Raw genomic sequence first — 17,375 nt, forward strand, 5'->3', positions numbered from 1 at the left:
GCGCGCACGCCCCGCAAGCCCTGAGGCCAGCAAGAACGCATAACAGAATGAGAACAAGAACGCCGAAACGCGCCATCGTTGCGGATGACCATCCGGTCGTCATCAAGGGTATTCAAACCCTGCTCGAGCGAGATGGCGCGGTGCGCGTGGTCGCCACCGCGTGCGACACGCTGGAACTTGCCGAAGCAATCGATACCACGCCGTGTGACTTCATCTTCTCCGACATCGGTATGCGCGGTATCGACGGGGAAAGCAGCTCGATCACCTTTCTCAGGCGTCTGACCTGGCAGGAAAAGCGGCCGAAGATCATCGTGCTCACGATGATCTGCCAAACGCGAATGCTGGCCGGGCTCGTTCAGCTCGGCGTAGACGGCGTGATCGACAAGCGCGACGGACTCGAATGCCTGCACGACGCGATATCCGTCGCTGAAGCCGGCGGCTGTTTCCTCTCCCCAACCGTGGAGGCGGCCGTGCGCCATTTGCCCGCGACATCGCCGGCGCGCGTGGGCGTACTGAGCCGACGCGAATGGGAGGTCTTCCAGCTCTACGCTCGCGGTCTTCTGGTCCATGAGATCGCTGAGCACTTCGGACGAAGCCGCAAGACGATCGCGACGCAGAAGCGTGCCGGCATGCGCAAGCTGGGACTCGATAGCGAGGAGGAGCTGGTCGCCTACTTTCAGCAAGTCGGCCTGGTCTGAAGTGGTGTAGCCGTCGCCGATGCCCGGTTTAGGAGCAAATTGGGACGGTTCTGATTCGATCCTGATACGCAGCGGCTCAGACTCAAGACATTTGCACTCGACAGGCAAGCACGAAGCGCGGCGACTCGTAGCGGTCAAAAGCCGTGAATCGGCGTCATCGAGATCTTGCTCAGACGGCGCAGCAACGGTCCTTGCCGCGCCGGCCCGCATCCGAAGGATTCGAATTGAGATTTCTGTTCGCGCGTTGTTTGCTCCTTTTCAGCCTGATCGCGCCATCGTTCGGCAATGCGGCCGACCCGCATGCCTACGCTTCCCAGCCGACTTCTGGACTTCGAAAAAATACAAACGACGCAACGGCCAGCGTCCAACTCGATGAGCCCGAGCGCGGTTATTTGCGCACGCTGAATCCGATCGCCGTCGGCTTGATAGAAGCGTCACGCGGTCGTCCGGATCAGCCGCTTCAGCCGCCGGAAGTCGCGCTCGCCAAAATCGAACAGTCCCTCGGCGTCACGTTCGAGCCGAAGCGATTCAACGACTGGCCCACGGCCGCATCGGCGTTTCAACGCGGCGAAATCGAAATGATCGTCGCACCGAGCCCGCCCGGAACCTTGAACTACGCGATGCATTCCGAGTTGCAGCCGCTCGACCTGTTGATCAAGCGGGCGTTCAGGCAAGCCGAGACGCAAGCCGTCGCCAGGCAGGCGGCATCCGCGACCACGCATATCTCCGCGTTGCGCTTGCTGCCTGCGCTCATCGGCATCGCAGCCGTCTTGTTCGTGACGCTGCGCGCTTTCGTCCGATTGCAGCAGGAAATGGGACGGCGCATGGAGACCGAGCAGCGTCTGGCTACGCAACTCAGTTTCCAGCAGACCATGATGGAGGTGGTGCCGTATCCCCTCGTCGCGAAGGACATGCAGAATCGCTACATCGCGGTGAATCGTGCCTTCGAAGAAGCGCTCGGCGTTCGACGCGGAGACGTTCTCGGACGCACGAGCGTCGAAGTCACGGCGTGGGGAGACGCGCACAGCCGCGTGCTTCACGAGTTGACCAGCACGACGCTCAAAACGGGTCAACGTCAGGAAGTCGAAGCGGAATTTGCCGACAACAGCAATCACTCGCGCTGCGGGCTTTTCTGGACGGGCGCGTTCAATGCGTCGAACGGGGAGCGAGCGGGCGTCGTCGGCACGATGATCGACATCACCGATATTCGCGACGCCGAAACGCGCGCGCGGCAAACCGAGCGGCGTCTTCACGACGTGACGCGATCGCTGCCGGCGGTCGTGTTCCAGTTGCGCCGCGCGAGCGACGGCACGTACAGCCTTCCTTATATCGATGGCGATACGCGTCAGTTGCTCGGTCTGGACGTCGCCGCTCTGGCCGACGATCCGATTCACGCGCTGACGCACGTCCACGACGAAGACAGCGCCCGGCTTCTCGCGGAAATCGAAACTTCGGCGCGGACACTCGAGCCGCTGCACACCGAGTTTCGTTCGACGGTGGAAGGCGTGCACCGCTGGATTCGCGCGGATCTCGTCGCGCACCGCGAAGACGACGGCGCCGTGGTCTGGAGCGGCTATTGGGCCGACGCGAGTGTCGAGCACGCCCGCGCCGACGAACTCGCCCGCGCGCGCGACGCAGCCGAAGCCGCATCGCGCGCGAAGGACGACTTCCTCGCGATGATGAGTCATGAAATCCGTACGCCGATGAACGGCGTGCTCGGGCTCGTCGAAGTGCTCGAAAATACGCGTCTGAACCCCGACCAGTCGCAAATGCTCGGCATGATTCAGGATTCGGCGAGCGCGCTCCTGCAGATTCTCGACGATCTCCTCGACTATTCGAAGATCGAGGCCGGCAGGCTGACGATCGAGTCCACGCCGATCGATTTGCGCGAACTCGTCGATAGTGCGGTGGGCCTGCTCGCCGCAAGAGCGCACGAAAAGGGCCTGCGCGTGCGCGTCGACGTGGCGCCCGAAGTGGCCGCGGCGGTCAGGGGCGACAGCGTGCGGCTCAGGCAGGTTCTCTTCAATCTGATGAGCAACGCGATCAAGTTCACGATCAAGGGCGATGTCGCGCTGCACGTTCGCGCGGTCGAGCACACCGAGTCGGCGCAGGTGATCGAACTGTGCGTGAAAGACACGGGCATCGGGATCGCTCCGGACGCGCAGCGAAGCCTCTTCGAGCCGTTCGTGCAAGCTGAAACCTCCACGACGCGGCGCTTCGGCGGCACCGGGCCCGGCCTGACGATCTGCAATCGTCTCGTCGCGCTGATGGGCGGCGCGATGAGCCTTGAAAGCGCGCTGGGCGTCGGCACGACAATGACCGTTCGTCTCACGATGCCCGTCGAGACCTTGCATTATCAGATCGACGGATTGCGCGGCAAGCGAGGCATCGTGGCGATCGACGACGATCGCGTCGCGGCGGCCCTCGTGCACTATGGCGAGGCGCTTGGTCTGCAATTGCTGCGCTACACGCCCGACGAACTCGCGCGATCAGAACACGAGTTGCTCGAAGACATCGAGATCGTCTTTCTGAGCGATACGCACAAGCACGCTTCGCCATCCGCTTCGCGTGTGATCCACGTAACCGAAAAGCCGAAGCCGACCGGATACCGCATTCTCGAAGACGACATCCGCGTGAGCGTCAATCCGATTTCATGGCACGGCCTCGGCGCGGCCTGCGTCGCCGCATTGACAGGCATGCCGCAGGTCGCATCGGGCGTCACGCATTCGCACGAAGCGAAGATGGTGGCGCCCGACCGGGAAGACGCGCTGCGCAGCGGCAGGCTCGTGCTCGTCGCCGAAGATCATCCGGTGAATCAGGAGCTGATCCGAAATCAGCTTACCCTGCTGGGTTTCGCGTGCGATGTCGTGCACGACGGCGCCGAGGCATACGCTGCCCTCGCTGACACCCGATACGGATTCCTGATTACCGATTGTCACATGCCGAACATGACGGGCTACGAACTGGCTCGACGCATCCGTTCGGATGAATCCGGCGCGTCGCGTCGCTTGCCGATCCTCGGCGTCACGGCGAGCACGGCGCCCGACGAATTGCGCAAGTGCCGTGAGGCGGGCATGGACCACTGTCTCGTGAAGCCGACCCGGCTCGCTACCTTGCGGGAGCATCTGAACCGATGGTGGATCACGAATGACCCCGCGCCCGAAGCCGTTACACATTCCGCTCAGCGAACCGATGTACCGGCCCGCGACGATGACGAACTCGATCTGAGCGCCATGGCGCAACTATGGGGCAGCGAAGCGACCGTCAAGGCGTTGCTGGATGCGTTCGTGTCGTCGTTCCGCGAGGATCTCGTGGCGCTTCGGCAATTGCTCGATCGCGGCACGGTCGATGATCTGCGGGACTGGCATCATCGCGTCGTCGGGGCGGCGAGCGTGTTGCAGTATCGGCCGCTGCTCGGCGCGCTGGAGGAGTTTCGTCGCGATCTGCATGTGAAATCGCGCGACGTGCGCCGTCGCGAGGGACTTGCGTTGATCGCGCGATGCGAGCAGTCGTGGACCGTATCCACGCGCAAGGCGCCGCAATTCTCTGACCGGGCGCTTTCTTATTCCGTAGGTGTGCAGGGACTCGCATCGGCGAGTTCGCCATCGCGGAAATAGGCGAGCGCGAAATCGACGAACGCGCGTGTCTTGGCCGAAACGTGCCGGCGTCCCGGGTAGACGATAGACACTTCCTTGTCAGCGTCCTTGAGCGTATGGCCGGGCAGCAGTCGCACGAGCGAACCCACCTCGATATCCTGCGCCACGTAGCTCTCCGGGAGCACCGCGATTCCCATTCCGGAAAGCGCCGCCTGCCGCAACATGTGCGAACTGTTCACGTTGTATGCCGGATCGAGTTCGACGCTTTCCGTCTCTCCCGACGGTCCGATGAAGGACCACGTCGATCCATGGATATCCGAAGACGGCGCGAGAAACTCATGTGACGCCAGCGATGCCGGCCCGACGGGCGCGCGGCGTTGCGCCAGATAAGCCGGTGCGGCGACGAGCACCGCCGCGACTCTCACCAACGGGCGGTTGATCAGCATGCCGCTGTTCACGAGATGCGGCACGACGATGCCGACGTCGAAGCCCTCCGCGACGAGATCGACCGGACGATGCAGCAGCGTCAGGCGCAACTTCACGTTCGGGTATCGCTCGCGGAATCCGCGCAGCATTGGCGTGAGTCCGAGCAATGAGAATGATGCCGACGCGACGAGCTTGAGCGTGCCCGAAGGATCGACCGAACTGTTCCCCACTGACGCTTCGATCGTCTCGATCTGTTCGATCACTGCACGGCAGCCGTCCGCATAGGCGCGACCGGCCTCGGTTAGCGACACGCTGCGCGTCGTGCGGTTCAGCAAGCGCGTGTTGAGATGCGCCTCGAGCAACGAGACGTAGCGCGTTATCACGGCGTTGGATAGATCGAGCGCGTTGGCGGCACGGCCGAACGATTCGGTTTCCGCCACTTTCAGGAAGACGCGCATCGCCTGGAGCTGATTCATTGAGCGATCGATGTGAGAAGCGCATTTCGAACGCTTCGAGTATGCCGATAAATGCCGGCGGCTAAAGCGCGGCCTCGCGTGCGCGATGTTAGAGCGCGATGACAAGCTGGGGAATCGGAGTGTTCTGATCGGAGACGAATGTCTCAATGCGACCACTGTGGCATGAACGCAACTCGTGTCCATAGGCGCGTTCGCACGGCGCTAATCGGATGACGCGTAAGTCCATGCGGCCTAAGCGTTAACCCATCCCGAAATTGAACTTTTCGAATTATTCGAAAAGGTTTTTGTGATTCCTTTGGCGGTTTCTCAAAAATAGCGGGCAATAAACTTTGCCGTGCCGAATATCGGTGCTGAACAAGACGAGCGAAGACGGGAGTCCGAACTCGACAGGCGTTTGGCCTGAAGCAACCCATCGAGTCTCAAGACTCAAAGGAATACACATGAAAAAGACTCTGATCGTAACGGCCGTCGCCGCTCTGGCCGGTTCGTTCGCAACTGCTGCAAGCGCGCAAAGCAGCGTCACGCTGTATGGTCTGGTCGATGCGGGCCTGACGTACGTCAACAACGTGCAAGCTCCGTTCGGCGCAGGCTACGAAAAGGCAAGCGCGTGGGGCGTGACCAGCGGCAATCTGCAGAACAGCCGTTGGGGCTTGCGCGGCGCTGAAGACCTCGGCGGTGGCATGAAAGCCGTCTTCACGTTGGAAAACGGTTTCAACATCGCGAACGGCACCAGCGATGGTCGCCAGTTCGGCCGTCAGGCTTACGTCGGTCTGTCGATGGCGCAAGCGGGTACTCTGACGCTCGGTCGTCAGAACGACGCTGTTGCTGACTATCTCGGCCCGTTGAGCGCGACCGGCTCGTGGGGCGGCACGTACTTCGCGCACCCGGGCGATCTGGACAATCTGGACGGTAACGCTTTCCGCATTAACAACTCCATCAAGTTTGTGAGTGCGAACTATTCCGGCCTGTCGTTCGCTGGCGCATACGGCTTCTCGAACACCGCGGGCAGCTTCGCCGCAAACCGTGCATACAGCCTCGGTGCGGGCTATGCGAATGGTCCCTTCAAGTTCGGCGCGGCATATACGCAAGCGAACGGTTACAACTCGAACAACGTCGGCGCGATCACGGAGGTTCCGGTAACGCTGTTCACTCCGGCCGATCAAGACACAGCACGCGTGCGTACGTTCGGTGCGGGCGGTAGTTTCACGACCGGTGCTATGACGTTCGGTCTGGTTTGGACGCAGATCCGCCTCGACAACAATAGCAACGCCGCGCTTGATTCTTCGTCGATTACCAATAACTACGAAATCAACGGCCGCTACGCACTTAGCCCGGCACTGTCGGTTGGTGCGGCTTACACCTTCACGTACGCCAAGACCGAAGATCCGCTGGAGGAGTCCAGGCGCGTTCGCCGTCACCAGTTCGGTTTGCAGACGGACTATGCATTGTCCAAGCGCACCGACATCTATGCTGAAGGCGTTGTGCAGATCGCGAGCGGCGGTGGAGACGGCGTGTACCCGCGCGCTGCTATCAGCGGCGCAGGCGACGCTTCCTCGAGCAGCCGTCAGGTTCTCCTGACGACGGGTATCCGTCACCGCTTCTAAAGCGGTCAGAGCAGTACCAAGCTGTTGTAGCTAGCTAGAGAAGGGCGCCGCGAGGCGCCCTTTTCGCATGGGCGCGCCCGCTTTCACCGAAGAGAAATGCGTCACGCATTTGAATTGATCTACCATGGCGATGCGGTCCTACCAGCAAAACGCGCACTGACCGCGACCAGGAGAGCAATGATGATCTCGACATGCCGACCACATGTCCGCTGGATACCCATTCTGCTGCTCGCGACGCTCGCCGCGAGCCCCGCTCACGCCGACTCCGTCGCGCTAAAAGCGAACCTCCAGCCTTCGAGCGAAGTTCCGCCGCGCGTGAGCAAAGGCCACGGCATCCTCGACGCCACTTTCGACACCGACACCAAAGTGCTGACTTGGACCGCGACTTATGCGGAGCTATCGGGTCCGGTGACGATGGCGCATTTCCACGGCCCCGCGCCGGTCGGGCAGAACGCGAAGGTGCAAGTGCCCGTCGACAAGAAAGCGCTCGCGAGCCCGATGAAAGGACAAGCGACGCTGACGGACCCGCAAGTCACCGATCTCATGGCGGGTCAGTGGTATTTCAATATTCACACGCAGGAGAACCCGACCGGCGAGATACGCGGTCAGGTGGTGCCTGTCGATTGACGCTCGGCGACGATGAGTTGGCAAAGCGCCTTCGCGTGCTGGGTCGTAGCGAAACGCGTGCGTCCGCACAGCGCGCATCCCACGCTCGACGTCGAACTCGCGCGCGACTACGCGTCGCGCCGGCTCTGGTCGCCGCGCGTGCCGAAAGGATGGCGGCTCGACATCCGCGAGACAATCGGCGATGCACCGCTGCGCGGCGAATGGCTCATCCCGCCGACAACGCCGCGCGCAACGATTCTTTATCTGCACGGCGGCGGTTATTACTTTTGCTCGCCCCGCAGTCATCGAGCGATTACGTTCGGATTGGCGATCCGCGCGAATGCCAGCGTTTTCTCGCTTGATTATCGTCTTGCGCCGGAACATCGCTTTCCAGCGGCGCTCGACGATAGCGTCGCGGCCTATCGTCGGTTGCTCGAAAACGGGGTGCCGGCGCAATCGATCGTCATCGCGGGCGATTCCGCGGGCGGCGGCCTCGCGCTCGCGACGCTTCTCTCGCTGCGCGACGCAGGCGATCCGCTTCCGGCCGCAGCCGTGCTGTTTTCACCGTGGACGGATCTGACGTGCAGCGGCGAGTCGATGCGAACCAACGACGGCCGCGACCCGATGTATCACGCGTCGGCGTTTCCCAAAGTGGCCGAGCATTATCTCGGCGCGGCGGACGCGCGCAATCCTTACGCGTCGCCCGTTTTCGGGGATTACGAAGGCTTGCCGCCGCTCTTCATCCAGGCCGGCGATACGGAATTGCTCCTCGACGACGCCACCCGCGTCGCAGCCAAAGCGCGCGCGGCGGGCGTGCGCGTCGAAATGGAAATCTGGCGCGGCGTGCCGCACATCTTCCAGATCTGGGCGCCGTTCATGCCCGAGGCGCGCGAAGCGCTCGCGCACGCCGCCGCATTCATCGAATCGACGGCGGCGGCGACGAATGCTCATCGCCCGCCCATGACCTCGATCGTCTGATACGCGCGCTCGACCGCCGACGCGCCGTATCGACGCTCGAGTCTGCGCACGGTGAAGTGCCCATGCGCCATCTGCTGGAAATGGTCGATGAACACGGTGTTGACCATCGCGCCGAGCACCGCGCCGATCGCCGGAATCGACTTCGCCGCGACCTGCTCGCTGACCTGCACCGAAAACCGCGATGCGACCGTCTGCAGGAACTTGAGCAGCGCCGTCGATCCGTGACTGCTCAGACCCTTGGCGGCGATCTCGTTTGTCGCGCGCGAGACCGACTGCGCAAGCGCGCCGCGCACGATGAAATAGCCGAGATCGGCGTTGTCGTCGTCGGTTTTGGTGCCGCCCATGCCGAGCACCATCATGCATTGCAATTGCGCCTCGACTCGATGCACGTCCTCGCCTTCGCTGCGCGCGATATCGCAGATCGAGCGGAACATCAGCGTCGTCGTAACGGGCAACTCGACAGGCAACGCGAACAGTCCGAATGCGCCGCCCGCCGCGCCGGTCGTCGCGACGGCGAGTTTGTGCATCAGGTTGTGCGGCTTGTCGGGCGGCGGCGCGAGTAGCGAATCGGAGGGCGCGCTCTTGCCGAGCGTGCGCAGCGCGACCTGAAGGCATTTCTTCAGCGCGAGCTGCGTCGCGTCGTCGACTTTTTCCTGCGCGGCGGCCGGCAAGCGGCCCATCAGCTTTTCGATGGGCGCGCCGACGACACTCGCCAGCTTCATCGTCAGCGACGGGCTTTCCAGCAATTCCTTCGCGCGGGCAAGGGCCGCGAAATCTTCGGTCGTAAGCGGCGAGGTGATGATCGGCGTCGGTTCCATGCGAGGGTTCTATCCGGGAAAAGGTAAGTTGACACGCAGAATTAGAGTGCGCGCCCGTGCTATGATTCCATTTCCGTTGACTAGTCAATCATTGCGCTTACAAAGATGGCCGTTCATACAGCCGCGCATCATTCCAGCGGGCAGGTGCTGCCTTTTCGCGAATCCCTCATGGCGATGCTGGGCGTTTCGTTCGTCACGATGCTCGTCGCGCTCGATCAGACTGTGGTCGGCACCGCGCTGCCGACGATCGTCGCGGAGCTTAAAGGCTTCGATCTCTACGCGTGGGTCGCCACGTCGTATCTTCTGACTTCCGTCATCACCGTGCCAATTTTCGGACGCCTCGGCGATTACTACGGCCGCAAGCCGTTCGTGATCGCGTCGATCGTCGTGTTCACCGTCGCCTCCGTGCTGTGCGGGCTCGCCAACAGCATGATGTTCCTCGTGCTCGCGCGCGGCTTGCAAGGCATCGGCGGCGGGATGCTCGTCGGCACGGCGTTCGCGTGCATCGCCGATCTTTTCCCCGATAACGTCGTGCGCCTGCGCTGGCAAGTGCTGATGAGTTCCGCGTTCGGCATCGCGAACGCGGTCGGGCCGTCGCTCGGCGGCTTCCTCACGCAGTATTACGGCTGGCGTTCGGTCTTCTACGTCAATCTGCCGGTGGGCATCGTGTCGCTCTTTTTCGTGTGGCGCTTCCTGCCGCATCTGCGGCACGTCGCGCATGAAGGCAAGATGCGCCTCGACTGGCCGGGCGCCGCGCTGATCGCGGTGGCGCTCGGCGCGCTGCAATTGTTCGTCGAAATGCTGCCGAAACACGGCTTCGGCGCGGAATCCGTCGCGCTGCTCGCGATGAGCGTCGCCGCCGGCTTCGCGCTGTGGAAGTGGGAAATGCGCTGCGATTACGCGATCCTGCCCATCGACATGTTTCGCAACAAGGCGCTCGCCGCGCTCTTCACGCTCGCGATTCTCGGCGGTTTCACGATGTTCTCGCTGCTCTTCTATGCGCCGCTGCTGTTCCAGGGCGGCTTCGGCATGTCGCCGAAGGACGCGGGCATGATGATTACGCCGCTCGTCGTGTTCATCACGATCGGCAGCATCGTGAACGGGCGCATCGTCACGCGCCTGAAGAACGCCAATCTGATGCTGTACGTCGGTTTCGCGCTGCTCGCGGTGTCGTGTCTCGGCATCGTCGTCGCGACGCACAACATGCCGCGTTCGCTGCTGCTCGTCGTCATGCTGCTCGGCGGACTCGGCCTCGGCTTCGTCATGCCGAATCTCACCGTGTTCGCGCAACAGACCGCGGGCCGCGCGCATCTGGGCATCGCGACGGCGCTTTTGCAGTCGCTGCGCATGATCGGCGGGATGATCGGCACGGCGCTCACCGGCACGCTCGTCGCGCATCTCTATGCGAGCGGCGTGAATCTCGCGCTGGAAAAAGATCACGCGATGCATTGGGCCGCTGATCTCTCCGATCCGCAAATCCTCATCAATCGCGAAGGTCAGGAGACGCTGCTTGCGCAACTGAGCGCGGCGGGGCATAACGGCGCGATGCTGCTCGAAGCCGCGCGCGAAGCGCTCGTCGCCGCGATCCACATTGGTCTCGCGCTCGCGGCGGTGATCGCGGTGGTGTCGTTGTGGCAGTCGCGCCGCGTTCCGCCGGTGCGACTGAAAGGGCCGCAAGAGCCGGTCATCCTCGCCGAATGATAGAGAAAGAGCATGAATGAACAGGACCGTATCGCCGTGGTGCAGCAATTCGGGCGCACATATCGCGCGTTCATGTCGGCGTTCGAGACGGCCGTCGGCCAGCCGATGCCACGCTGGCGCATTCTGCTCGCGTTGCACGAGCACGCGGGCGTGCTGTCGCAGAAGCGGCTCGTCGAGCATCTGAAAGTGGACCCGGGCGCGCTGACGCGTCAGCTAAAGACGCTGGAAGGACTCGGTTGGATCGTGCGCAGCGTCGATGCACGCGACAATCGCGTGTCGAATGTCGCGCTGACGGCGCAAGGACGCGCCATCGCGGAAGATGGTTTGCCGCGACGCAATGCGTTCCTTCACGACACGATGGCTTCGCTGCCCGACGAGGCCATCGAGGCCTTGTCGAGCGCGCTGCACATGTTCGAGGGACGCCTTCAGGAAGTGGCGGCCGCGAATGCCGCATCGGCGGCCGCGCTAGAAGAAAAGGCTTAGAAGAACGTTTCGATCACTTCGGTGACGCGATACTTCGGGTCGACGACCAGAATCTGACGCCACTTGTCGAACGTCAGGCACGGATGCGAGATATCGAACGCGATCATGTCGCCGACTTTCACGTCGTCGCCCGGCTTGATGCGCAAGTACGCGTGCTGATCCATCAGGCCGAAAGTCTCCCAGCCTTCGTCGGGCGATACGTCACGCGGCGCTTCGTTGCCCGGACGATAATGCTTCGCCGGCTCCGGCATGCCCGCATCGAACGCGGAATCGCGCTTGCCCAGACCGATGATCGCGCGGTCCGGTTCCGGAATCGACTGCACGTACGCCCATAGTTGCAGCGCCGGCTTCAGACCTTGGCCCATCTTCTTCGCGATAGGATTGCGCGCGAAAATCTCGTTCTGCGCTTTCTTGTAGATGCCGACGTCGTGCGTCAGATAGCAGCCCGGCCGCAGGACGACCTCGATCGCATCGCTGTTGGCCTTCGCGAACTCGTCGGCGACGACGTCGTACCACGCCGATCCCGCGCCCGACAGAATCGCCGGCTTGCGCGCGATCTTGCCTTCGCCGATCAGCTTGCGCGTGACATCGACCGCGCTCTTCAGAAACTCGCGCACCTTGGTTTCGTCCTGCAGCACGCCTTCATACAACTCGATGCCCGCGAGTTCGATCGTGCCGTTCCAGCGCGCGATCGCGGCGAGCACGGCATCGCGCTGCGCGTCATCGCGCACGCCGGTGCGTCCGCCCGGCACCCCGAGTTCGATCAGCACGTTCAGCTTCTTGCGCACCGAGCTGAAAAATTCGCCGAGCTGATCGACGCCATCGGCTGAATCGACGAGACAGAAGAACTCGAAACTCGCGTCCGTGAGCAATTCGGCGATCATGCCCATGTTGCGTTTGCCGACGAGCTGATTCGCCATCAGGACGCGATGCACGCCGCCGCGATACGCCGCGCGCACCTGATGCGCGGTCGCGAGCGTAATGCCCCACGCGCCGGTGTCGAGCTGACGGCGGAAAAGTTGCGGCGCCATCGTCGTCTTGCCGTGCGGCGCGAGCTTCACGCCGTATTCGCCGACAAAATCCTGCATCCACTTCAGATTGTGTTCGATGCGATCCGAATAGAGGACGGCGGCGGGCAGGCTCACGTCCTCTTCGAGCAGATTCCATTGCAGGCGCGACGCGTCGTTCAATTGGATGCCCGTGCCGGGCACCATGCCGAGGCCCTTGCCGAACGGGTCGATCGTCGCGTTCTGATAGTTTGTAACTTTCATGTGCTGCCACTCCATCGTCCGTTTAAATAAACCCCGCGCGCAGTGCGATGTGCGTCAAGGTTGACGGTGCCATGTTAACCAAAGTAGCATCCGGGAAGGAAATGTTATTTAGTAACACGGGCTCATCGTAAACCATGAACGGCCACGCCGACACGCTCAGTTTCGACATCGTCGCACGCATCGCGGAGCGGGCGCCCGAGTTGCGCGGGGCCGAGCGCAAGGTCGCCGCGCTGATTCTCGACGACATCGTGAGCGCGTCGCGCGCGAGCATCGGCGCGCTGGCGGACAAGGCCGAGGTCAGCGTCGCGACGGTGACGCGTTTCGCGAAAGCCGTCGGTTGCGAGGACGTGCGCGAACTGAAGCTGCGGCTCGCGCAGGCGGCGGGCGTCGGACAGCGTTTCTTCCGGCGCGACGCGGACGCCGTGCCCGATTCGCTCGCCGCGCGCATCTTCGAGGAAGTGCAGGCGACGCTCGCGCAGAATCAGGGCGCGCTCGCCGCCGCGCCGATCGCCGAAGCCGCGGATGCGCTCGCGGCCGCGTCGATGATCTACGTGTTCGGCATGGGCGGCGGCTCCACGGCGCTCGCCGACGAAATGCGCTTTCGCCTCGTGCGGCTCGGGCGGCCGGTCGCGTCGTATCAGGACGGGCTGTTGCAGCGCATGGTGGCGTCGACGTTATCGAAGGAACATGTGGTCGTCGCGCTTTCGGTGACGGGGCAGACGCCCGAGATCGTCGAAAGCTGCGCGCTGGCGAAGCAGTACGGCGCGCGCCTGATCGCGCTGACCGCGCCCGCATCGCCGCTCGGCGCGCTCGCGGACTGGCTGATTCCGGTCATCGCGATCGAAACGGATTTCATCTACAAGCCCTCGTCGTCGCGTTACGCGATGATGATGGCGCTCGATTTGCTCGTCACCGAACTGGCCGTCAAGCAGGCCGATCACAGCCGCGAACTGTTGCGCCGCATGAAGCACGCGCTCGATTCGCATCGCGGCGGCGGCGAGCGTCAACCTTTGGGAGACTGATCATGGAATCGTTGAAGGCCGACACGCTGATCGTCGGCGCGCGCGTGATCGACGGCACGGGCGCGCCCGCCGTCGAACGCGATGTCGCCGCGCGCGACGGACGCATCGTTGCGATCGAGGCGCCGGGCGGTCTCGCGGACTGGAGCGCCGACGACGTGTTCGACGCGCAAGGCAAAGTGCTCGCGCCCGGTTTCATCGACGTCCACACGCACGACGACACGCACGTGATCCGCTCGCCGCAGATGATGCCGAAGATCACGCAGGGCGTGACGACGGTGATCGTCGGCAATTGCGGGATCAGCGCGTCGCCGGTGACGCTGAAGGGCGATCCGCCCGATCCGATGAACCTGCTCGGTGACGCCGCCGCGTTCGCGTACCCGACTTTCGCGTCTTACGTCGCTGCCGTGAATGCCGCGCGCCCGACGGTGAATGTCGGCGCGCTCATCGGCCATACGGCGCTGCGCAACAATCATATGGACCGGCTGGATCGCGGCGCGTCCGCCGATGAAGTCGCCGCGATGCGCGCGCAGCTCGAAGAAGCGCTGGATAACGGCGCGCTCGGATTGTCGAGCGGATTGGCGTATGGCTCGGCGTTCAGCGCGCCGCCCGAGGAAGTGCAGGCGCTCGCCGAGCCGCTCGCGAAAGCGGGCGCGCTCTACACGACGCACATGCGAACCGAGTTCGACGCCATTCTCGACGCGATGGACGAGGCGTATCGCGTCGGGCGTCATGCACGCGTGCCGGTGGTGATTTCGCATCTGAAGTGCGCGGGGCCGTCGAACTGGGGACGCAGCGCGGAAGTGCTCAAGTCGATCGAAGCGACGCGCGACGGGCAGCCGGTCGGATGCGATTGTTATCCGTATAACCGCAGTTCATCGACGCTGGACTTGAAGCAGGTGACGGGCGATATCGACATCACGATCACCTGGTCGACGCCGCATCCGGAGATGGCCGGCAAGCTGATCCGCGAAGTCGCCGACGAATGGAAGGTGACGCAGCAGGAAGCGGCGAAGCGCTTGCAGCCGGCGGGCGCGGTGTATCACAACATGTCGGAAGACGACGTGCGGCGCATTCTTTCGCATCCCGCGACGATGGTCGGTTCGGACGGTTTGCCGAACGATCCGCTGCCGCATCCGCGTTTGTGGGGCGCGTTTCCGCGCGTGCTCGGCCACTATGCGCGCGACGAAGGCGTGCTGACGCTCGAAGAAGCCGTGCGCAAGATGACGAGCCTGTCGGCGCGGCGTTTCAGCATCGCGGAGCGCGGCGAAGTGAAGGTCGGCTATCACGCGGATCTGGTCGTGTTCGATCCGGAGCGCGTGATCGATTCGGCGACGTTCGCGAATCCGCAGCAGGCGGCGGACGGCATCGACGCGGTGTGGGTGAATGGCGTTTTGACGTATCGCGAGCAGGCCGTGACCGGCGCGCGAGCGGGACGTTTCGTGGCGCGCGGTTCCGCATCCAAGCTGGATGCGGCCGGCGCGTTTTGAGCACTGATTCGAGTCAGGAAAAGGAGTCTGAAAGATGAAGCGTTATGGCGTGGAAGGTGGCAAGGGACAAGGCGGCGCGCATATGCCGTTCGCACGCGCGGTCGAGGCCGATGGCTGGCTGTTCGTGTCGGGCCAGACGCCGATGGAAGATGGCGAAGTGATCAACGGCGGCATCGTCGAGCAATCGCACAAGGCGATTCAGAACGTCATCGCGATTCTGAAGGAGGCGGGTTACGGCACCGAGCACGTCGTGCGCTGCGGCGTGTGGCTGGACGATCCGCGCGATTTCGCGTCGTTCAACAAGGTGTTCAAGGAGTACTTCGGCGCGAATCCGCCGGCGCGGGCTTGCGTGGTGTCGTCGATGGTGATCGACTGCAAGGTCGAGGTGGATTGCGTGGCTTATAAGAAGGCGTAAGAAGGCGAACATGCGATCGCGGCTCTGATTCCTGTGAAGCAGAGCCGCGTCGTTATTCACTGCCGCGCCAGCCGCGCATTATCCGGCATCGGCAAGTTGAAATTCGTTCTGAACGGATTGATATCCAGCCCGCCGCGCCTCGTATAACGCGCATACACCGCGAGCCGTTCCGTTTTGCACTCCCGCATGATGTCCATGAAGATGCGCTCGACGCATTGCTCATGAAACCCCGTATGTTCGCGGTAAGACACGATATACCGCAGCAATCCCGCGTGATCGATCTGCCCGCCGTAATAGCGGATCTGCACGCTGCCCCAGTCCGGCTGTCCCGTAACCGGGCAATTCGATTTCAACAGGTTCGAAAACAACGTCTCGTCGACGGGCGCTTCATCGTGCGCGGCCTTCAATAACGAAGGATCCGGCGAGAAAACATCGCAATCGAGATCGAGCCGGTCGAGCGACAAACCATCGAACTCTTCCATCGTGAGCTTGCCGAAATCGGCCGGCGCGGCGAGTTGCACCGAAACCGTCGCGCCGCAAACGGCGGACACATCGCGCTTGATTGCCGCGCGCACGTCGTCGATCGAATCGAATTGCGTCTGCGCGAACGAGCCGAGATACAGCTTGAACGACTTCGATTCCACGATGTTCGGCGAATCCGCCGGCACGAAGAACGTCGCGACCGCGATCTGCGGCTTGCCGCGCTTGTTCAGCCACGACAACTCATACGCGTTCCAGATATCCGTGCCGAAGAACGGCAGACGCGCGGGCACGGCGATCGCATCGCGCGCGCGCTTGCGGTCGATCGGAAACAGCAGCGACGCATCGTACTGTTCGGTGTAATGGACGGGCTTGCCGAGCGGAGATTGATCGGGTGTCATGATGCGTTCGCTATGCCGCTGAGAACGTGCCCCGTCGCGGTGACGACGCGAGCCGATTCGCAGTGGCGAATTTGATCGTCGAAGAAAAAGTCGGGTTCGAATTCGCGCAGGAATTCTCCCTTGTCGAGTCCGCCGAGAAACATCGCTTCGTCGATTTCGATGTTCCACGCCATCAGCGTGCGGATCGCGCGCTCGTGCGCCGGCGCGGACCGCGCGGTGACGAGCGCCGTGCGGATGTGCATCGGCTGATCGTCGTGATCGTCGGCGATGCGCTGCAATTTGTTGAGCGCGGCGAGCAGCGGCTTAAGCGGACCGTCCGGCAGCGGCGACTCGCGTTTGTCCAATTCATGCCCGACGAACGCATGCAAACCATCGCTTTGAAACACGCGCTCGGCTTCGTCGGAAAAGAGCACGGCGTCGCCATCGAACGCGATGCGGATTTCGTCCGCGTAACGGCTCGCGGCGCGCGGCGTTTCCGGCAGCACGCGCGCGGCGGGAAAACCGGCGGCGAGCGCGTCGCGCACATCGTCCGGATTCGCCGATAGAAACAGCGACGCCCGCAACGGTTTCAGATACGCAAACGGCGAACGGCCGCGCGTGAACACGCCGCGCTCGATCGCAAGTCCGTGTTCGCGGCACGAATGAAACGCGCGCAGCCCGCTGATCGGATCGCTGCGCGACAGGATCACCACTTCGACGCGCTGTTCATCCGCGTTCAGCGCGAGCAGCTTGCGGATCAGCCCGAACGCGACGCCGGGTTTCGCGGGCGTGTCGAGCCGCGAGCGTTGCAGCGCTTCGTATTGCGCGAGATCGCCGGTCTCGAAGACGCGGTTCTCTTCCTCGAAATCGAACAGCGCGCGCGACGAAATCGCGACGACGAGCTTGTCTTCGAGCGTGAACTTCGGCATTTCGA

At 63.1% G+C, this 17,375-nt stretch carries 16 protein-coding genes; 10 read left to right on the forward strand and 6 right to left on the reverse strand.

The features are described 5' to 3' along the window. Positions 1 to 47 precede the first annotated feature (47 nt). Positions 48 to 698, forward strand: coding sequence for a response regulator (locus NCS67_RS01020; RefSeq protein WP_008351659.1), 651 nt, complete (start codon positions 48 to 50; stop codon positions 696 to 698). 134 nt (positions 699 to 832) lie between these two features. Here the strand turns inward: NCS67_RS01020 and NCS67_RS01025 are convergent, their stop codons facing one another. After that, positions 833 to 1,000: a hypothetical protein gene (locus NCS67_RS01025; RefSeq protein ID WP_250433626.1), complete on the reverse strand. Its 168-nt coding sequence runs from the start codon at positions 998 to 1,000 to the stop codon at positions 833 to 835. A gap of 90 nt (positions 1,001 to 1,090) precedes the next feature. On the opposite strand from NCS67_RS01025, the gene NCS67_RS01030 reads away from it, so the two are divergent. Then, positions 1,091 to 4,315: an ATP-binding protein gene (locus NCS67_RS01030; protein WP_350029124.1), complete on the forward strand. Its 3,225-nt coding sequence runs from the start codon at positions 1,091 to 1,093 to the stop codon at positions 4,313 to 4,315. On the opposite strand, the gene NCS67_RS01035 is transcribed toward NCS67_RS01030, so the two are convergent. After that, entirely contained in the window at positions 4,261 to 5,196 is a 936-nt protein-coding gene (locus NCS67_RS01035) for a LysR family transcriptional regulator (protein WP_250433627.1), read from the reverse strand. The two genes, NCS67_RS01030 and NCS67_RS01035, sit on opposite strands and share 55 nt — an antisense overlap. A gap of 440 nt (positions 5,197 to 5,636) precedes the next feature. On the opposite strand from NCS67_RS01035, the gene NCS67_RS01040 reads away from it, so the two are divergent. The 3 genes from NCS67_RS01040 (at position 5,637) to NCS67_RS01050 (ending at position 8,384) form a co-directional block, all read left to right on the forward strand. Further along, complete coding sequence (locus NCS67_RS01040) at positions 5,637 to 6,800, forward strand: porin (protein ID WP_175979781.1); 1,164 nt, start codon at positions 5,637 to 5,639, stop codon at positions 6,798 to 6,800. Between the two features lie 180 nt (positions 6,801 to 6,980). Further along, positions 6,981 to 7,427 carry a CHRD domain-containing protein gene (locus NCS67_RS01045; protein WP_250433905.1) on the forward strand — a complete coding sequence of 149 codons (447 nt, stop codon included), beginning with the start codon at positions 6,981 to 6,983 and terminating at the stop codon, positions 7,425 to 7,427. Positions 7,428 to 7,439: 12 nt separating this feature from the next. Further along, on the forward strand, positions 7,440 to 8,384 hold the full coding sequence (locus tag NCS67_RS01050) for an alpha/beta hydrolase (protein ID WP_250433629.1): 945 nt from the start codon (positions 7,440 to 7,442) through the stop codon (positions 8,382 to 8,384). On the opposite strand, the gene NCS67_RS01055 is transcribed toward NCS67_RS01050, so the two are convergent. Continuing rightward, positions 8,354 to 9,202, reverse strand: coding sequence for an EcsC family protein (locus tag NCS67_RS01055; RefSeq protein WP_008351653.1), 849 nt, complete (start codon positions 9,200 to 9,202; stop codon positions 8,354 to 8,356). The genes NCS67_RS01050 and NCS67_RS01055 overlap by 31 nt on opposite strands. A 105-nt stretch (positions 9,203 to 9,307) precedes the next feature. Here NCS67_RS01055 and NCS67_RS01060 point away from each other — a divergent pair, with 105 nt between their 5' ends. Beyond that, positions 9,308 to 10,903: an MFS transporter gene (locus tag NCS67_RS01060; RefSeq protein ID WP_250433631.1), complete on the forward strand. Its 1,596-nt coding sequence runs from the start codon at positions 9,308 to 9,310 to the stop codon at positions 10,901 to 10,903. Between the two features lie 12 nt (positions 10,904 to 10,915). Next, the gene (locus NCS67_RS01065) at positions 10,916 to 11,386 is read left to right on the forward strand and encodes a MarR family winged helix-turn-helix transcriptional regulator (protein ID WP_008351651.1); all 471 of its coding nucleotides are present in this window, start codon (positions 10,916 to 10,918) and stop codon (positions 11,384 to 11,386) included. On the opposite strand, the gene NCS67_RS01070 is transcribed toward NCS67_RS01065, so the two are convergent. Then, the gene (locus NCS67_RS01070) at positions 11,383 to 12,657 is read right to left on the reverse strand and encodes an amino acid deaminase (RefSeq protein WP_250433633.1); all 1,275 of its coding nucleotides are present in this window, start codon (positions 12,655 to 12,657) and stop codon (positions 11,383 to 11,385) included. The genes NCS67_RS01065 and NCS67_RS01070 overlap by 4 nt on opposite strands. A 134-nt stretch (positions 12,658 to 12,791) precedes the next feature. Here NCS67_RS01070 and NCS67_RS01075 point away from each other — a divergent pair, with 134 nt between their 5' ends. Genes NCS67_RS01075 through NCS67_RS01085 form a run of 3 tightly spaced genes read left to right on the forward strand, consistent with a single transcriptional unit; the run spans position 12,792 to position 15,581 of the window. Then, positions 12,792 to 13,679 (forward strand): MurR/RpiR family transcriptional regulator, encoded by an 888-nt coding sequence (locus tag NCS67_RS01075; protein WP_250433635.1) that lies wholly within the window; start codon positions 12,792 to 12,794, stop codon positions 13,677 to 13,679. A 2-nt stretch (positions 13,680 to 13,681) separates the two neighbouring features. Continuing rightward, the gene (locus NCS67_RS01080; protein ID WP_250433637.1) at positions 13,682 to 15,166 is read left to right on the forward strand and encodes an N-acyl-D-amino-acid deacylase family protein; all 1,485 of its coding nucleotides are present in this window, start codon (positions 13,682 to 13,684) and stop codon (positions 15,164 to 15,166) included. A gap of 34 nt (positions 15,167 to 15,200) precedes the next feature. Continuing rightward, positions 15,201 to 15,581, forward strand: a complete 381-nt coding sequence (locus NCS67_RS01085) for a RidA family protein (RefSeq protein ID WP_008351642.1) — start codon at positions 15,201 to 15,203, stop codon at positions 15,579 to 15,581. A gap of 56 nt (positions 15,582 to 15,637) precedes the next feature. On the opposite strand, the gene queF is transcribed toward NCS67_RS01085, so the two are convergent. Both queF and NCS67_RS01095 read right to left on the reverse strand, forming a co-directional pair. After that, entirely contained in the window at positions 15,638 to 16,462 is an 825-nt protein-coding gene (gene queF / locus NCS67_RS01090; protein WP_034470572.1) for an NADPH-dependent 7-cyano-7-deazaguanine reductase QueF, read from the reverse strand. Beyond that, entirely contained in the window at positions 16,459 to 17,370 is a 912-nt protein-coding gene (locus NCS67_RS01095; protein WP_008351638.1) for a 5'-nucleotidase, read from the reverse strand. Before NCS67_RS01095 ends, queF begins: the two co-directional genes overlap by 4 nt. Positions 17,371 to 17,375: the final 5 nt, after the last annotated feature.

The sequence above is a fragment of the Caballeronia sp. ATUFL_F2_KS9A genome (genome assembly GCF_023630765.1).
In the GTDB taxonomy this organism is placed as follows: Bacteria; Pseudomonadota; Gammaproteobacteria; order Burkholderiales; family Burkholderiaceae; genus Caballeronia; species Caballeronia zhejiangensis.

Excerpts from the sequence above, each read along its gene's own strand:
- NCS67_RS01045 (WP_250433905.1), top strand. The coding sequence starts at position 6,981 with ATGATCTCGACATGCCGACCACATGTCCGCTGGATACCCATTCTGCTG.
- NCS67_RS01065 (WP_008351651.1), top strand. The coding sequence starts at position 10,916 with ATGAATGAACAGGACCGTATCGCCGTGGTGCAGCAATTCGGGCGCACA.
- NCS67_RS01075 (WP_250433635.1), top strand. The coding sequence starts at position 12,792 with ATGAACGGCCACGCCGACACGCTCAGTTTCGACATCGTCGCACGCATC.
- queF (WP_034470572.1), bottom strand. The coding sequence starts at position 16,462 with ATGACACCCGATCAATCTCCGCTCGGCAAGCCCGTCCATTACACCGAA.
- NCS67_RS01080 (WP_250433637.1), top strand. The coding sequence starts at position 13,682 with ATGGAATCGTTGAAGGCCGACACGCTGATCGTCGGCGCGCGCGTGATC.
- NCS67_RS01095 (WP_008351638.1), bottom strand. The coding sequence starts at position 17,370 with ATGCCGAAGTTCACGCTCGAAGACAAGCTCGTCGTCGCGATTTCGTCG.
- NCS67_RS01055 (WP_008351653.1), bottom strand. The coding sequence starts at position 9,202 with ATGGAACCGACGCCGATCATCACCTCGCCGCTTACGACCGAAGATTTC.
- NCS67_RS01085 (WP_008351642.1), top strand. The coding sequence starts at position 15,201 with ATGAAGCGTTATGGCGTGGAAGGTGGCAAGGGACAAGGCGGCGCGCAT.
- NCS67_RS01070 (WP_250433633.1), bottom strand. The coding sequence starts at position 12,657 with ATGAAAGTTACAAACTATCAGAACGCGACGATCGACCCGTTCGGCAAG.
- NCS67_RS01050 (WP_250433629.1), top strand. The coding sequence starts at position 7,440 with ATGAGTTGGCAAAGCGCCTTCGCGTGCTGGGTCGTAGCGAAACGCGTG.
- NCS67_RS01040 (WP_175979781.1), top strand. The coding sequence starts at position 5,637 with ATGAAAAAGACTCTGATCGTAACGGCCGTCGCCGCTCTGGCCGGTTCG.
- NCS67_RS01025 (WP_250433626.1), bottom strand. The coding sequence starts at position 1,000 with ATGCGGGTCGGCCGCATTGCCGAACGATGGCGCGATCAGGCTGAAAAG.
- NCS67_RS01035 (WP_250433627.1), bottom strand. The coding sequence starts at position 5,196 with ATGAATCAGCTCCAGGCGATGCGCGTCTTCCTGAAAGTGGCGGAAACC.
- NCS67_RS01060 (WP_250433631.1), top strand. The coding sequence starts at position 9,308 with ATGGCCGTTCATACAGCCGCGCATCATTCCAGCGGGCAGGTGCTGCCT.
- NCS67_RS01020 (WP_008351659.1), top strand. The coding sequence starts at position 48 with ATGAGAACAAGAACGCCGAAACGCGCCATCGTTGCGGATGACCATCCG.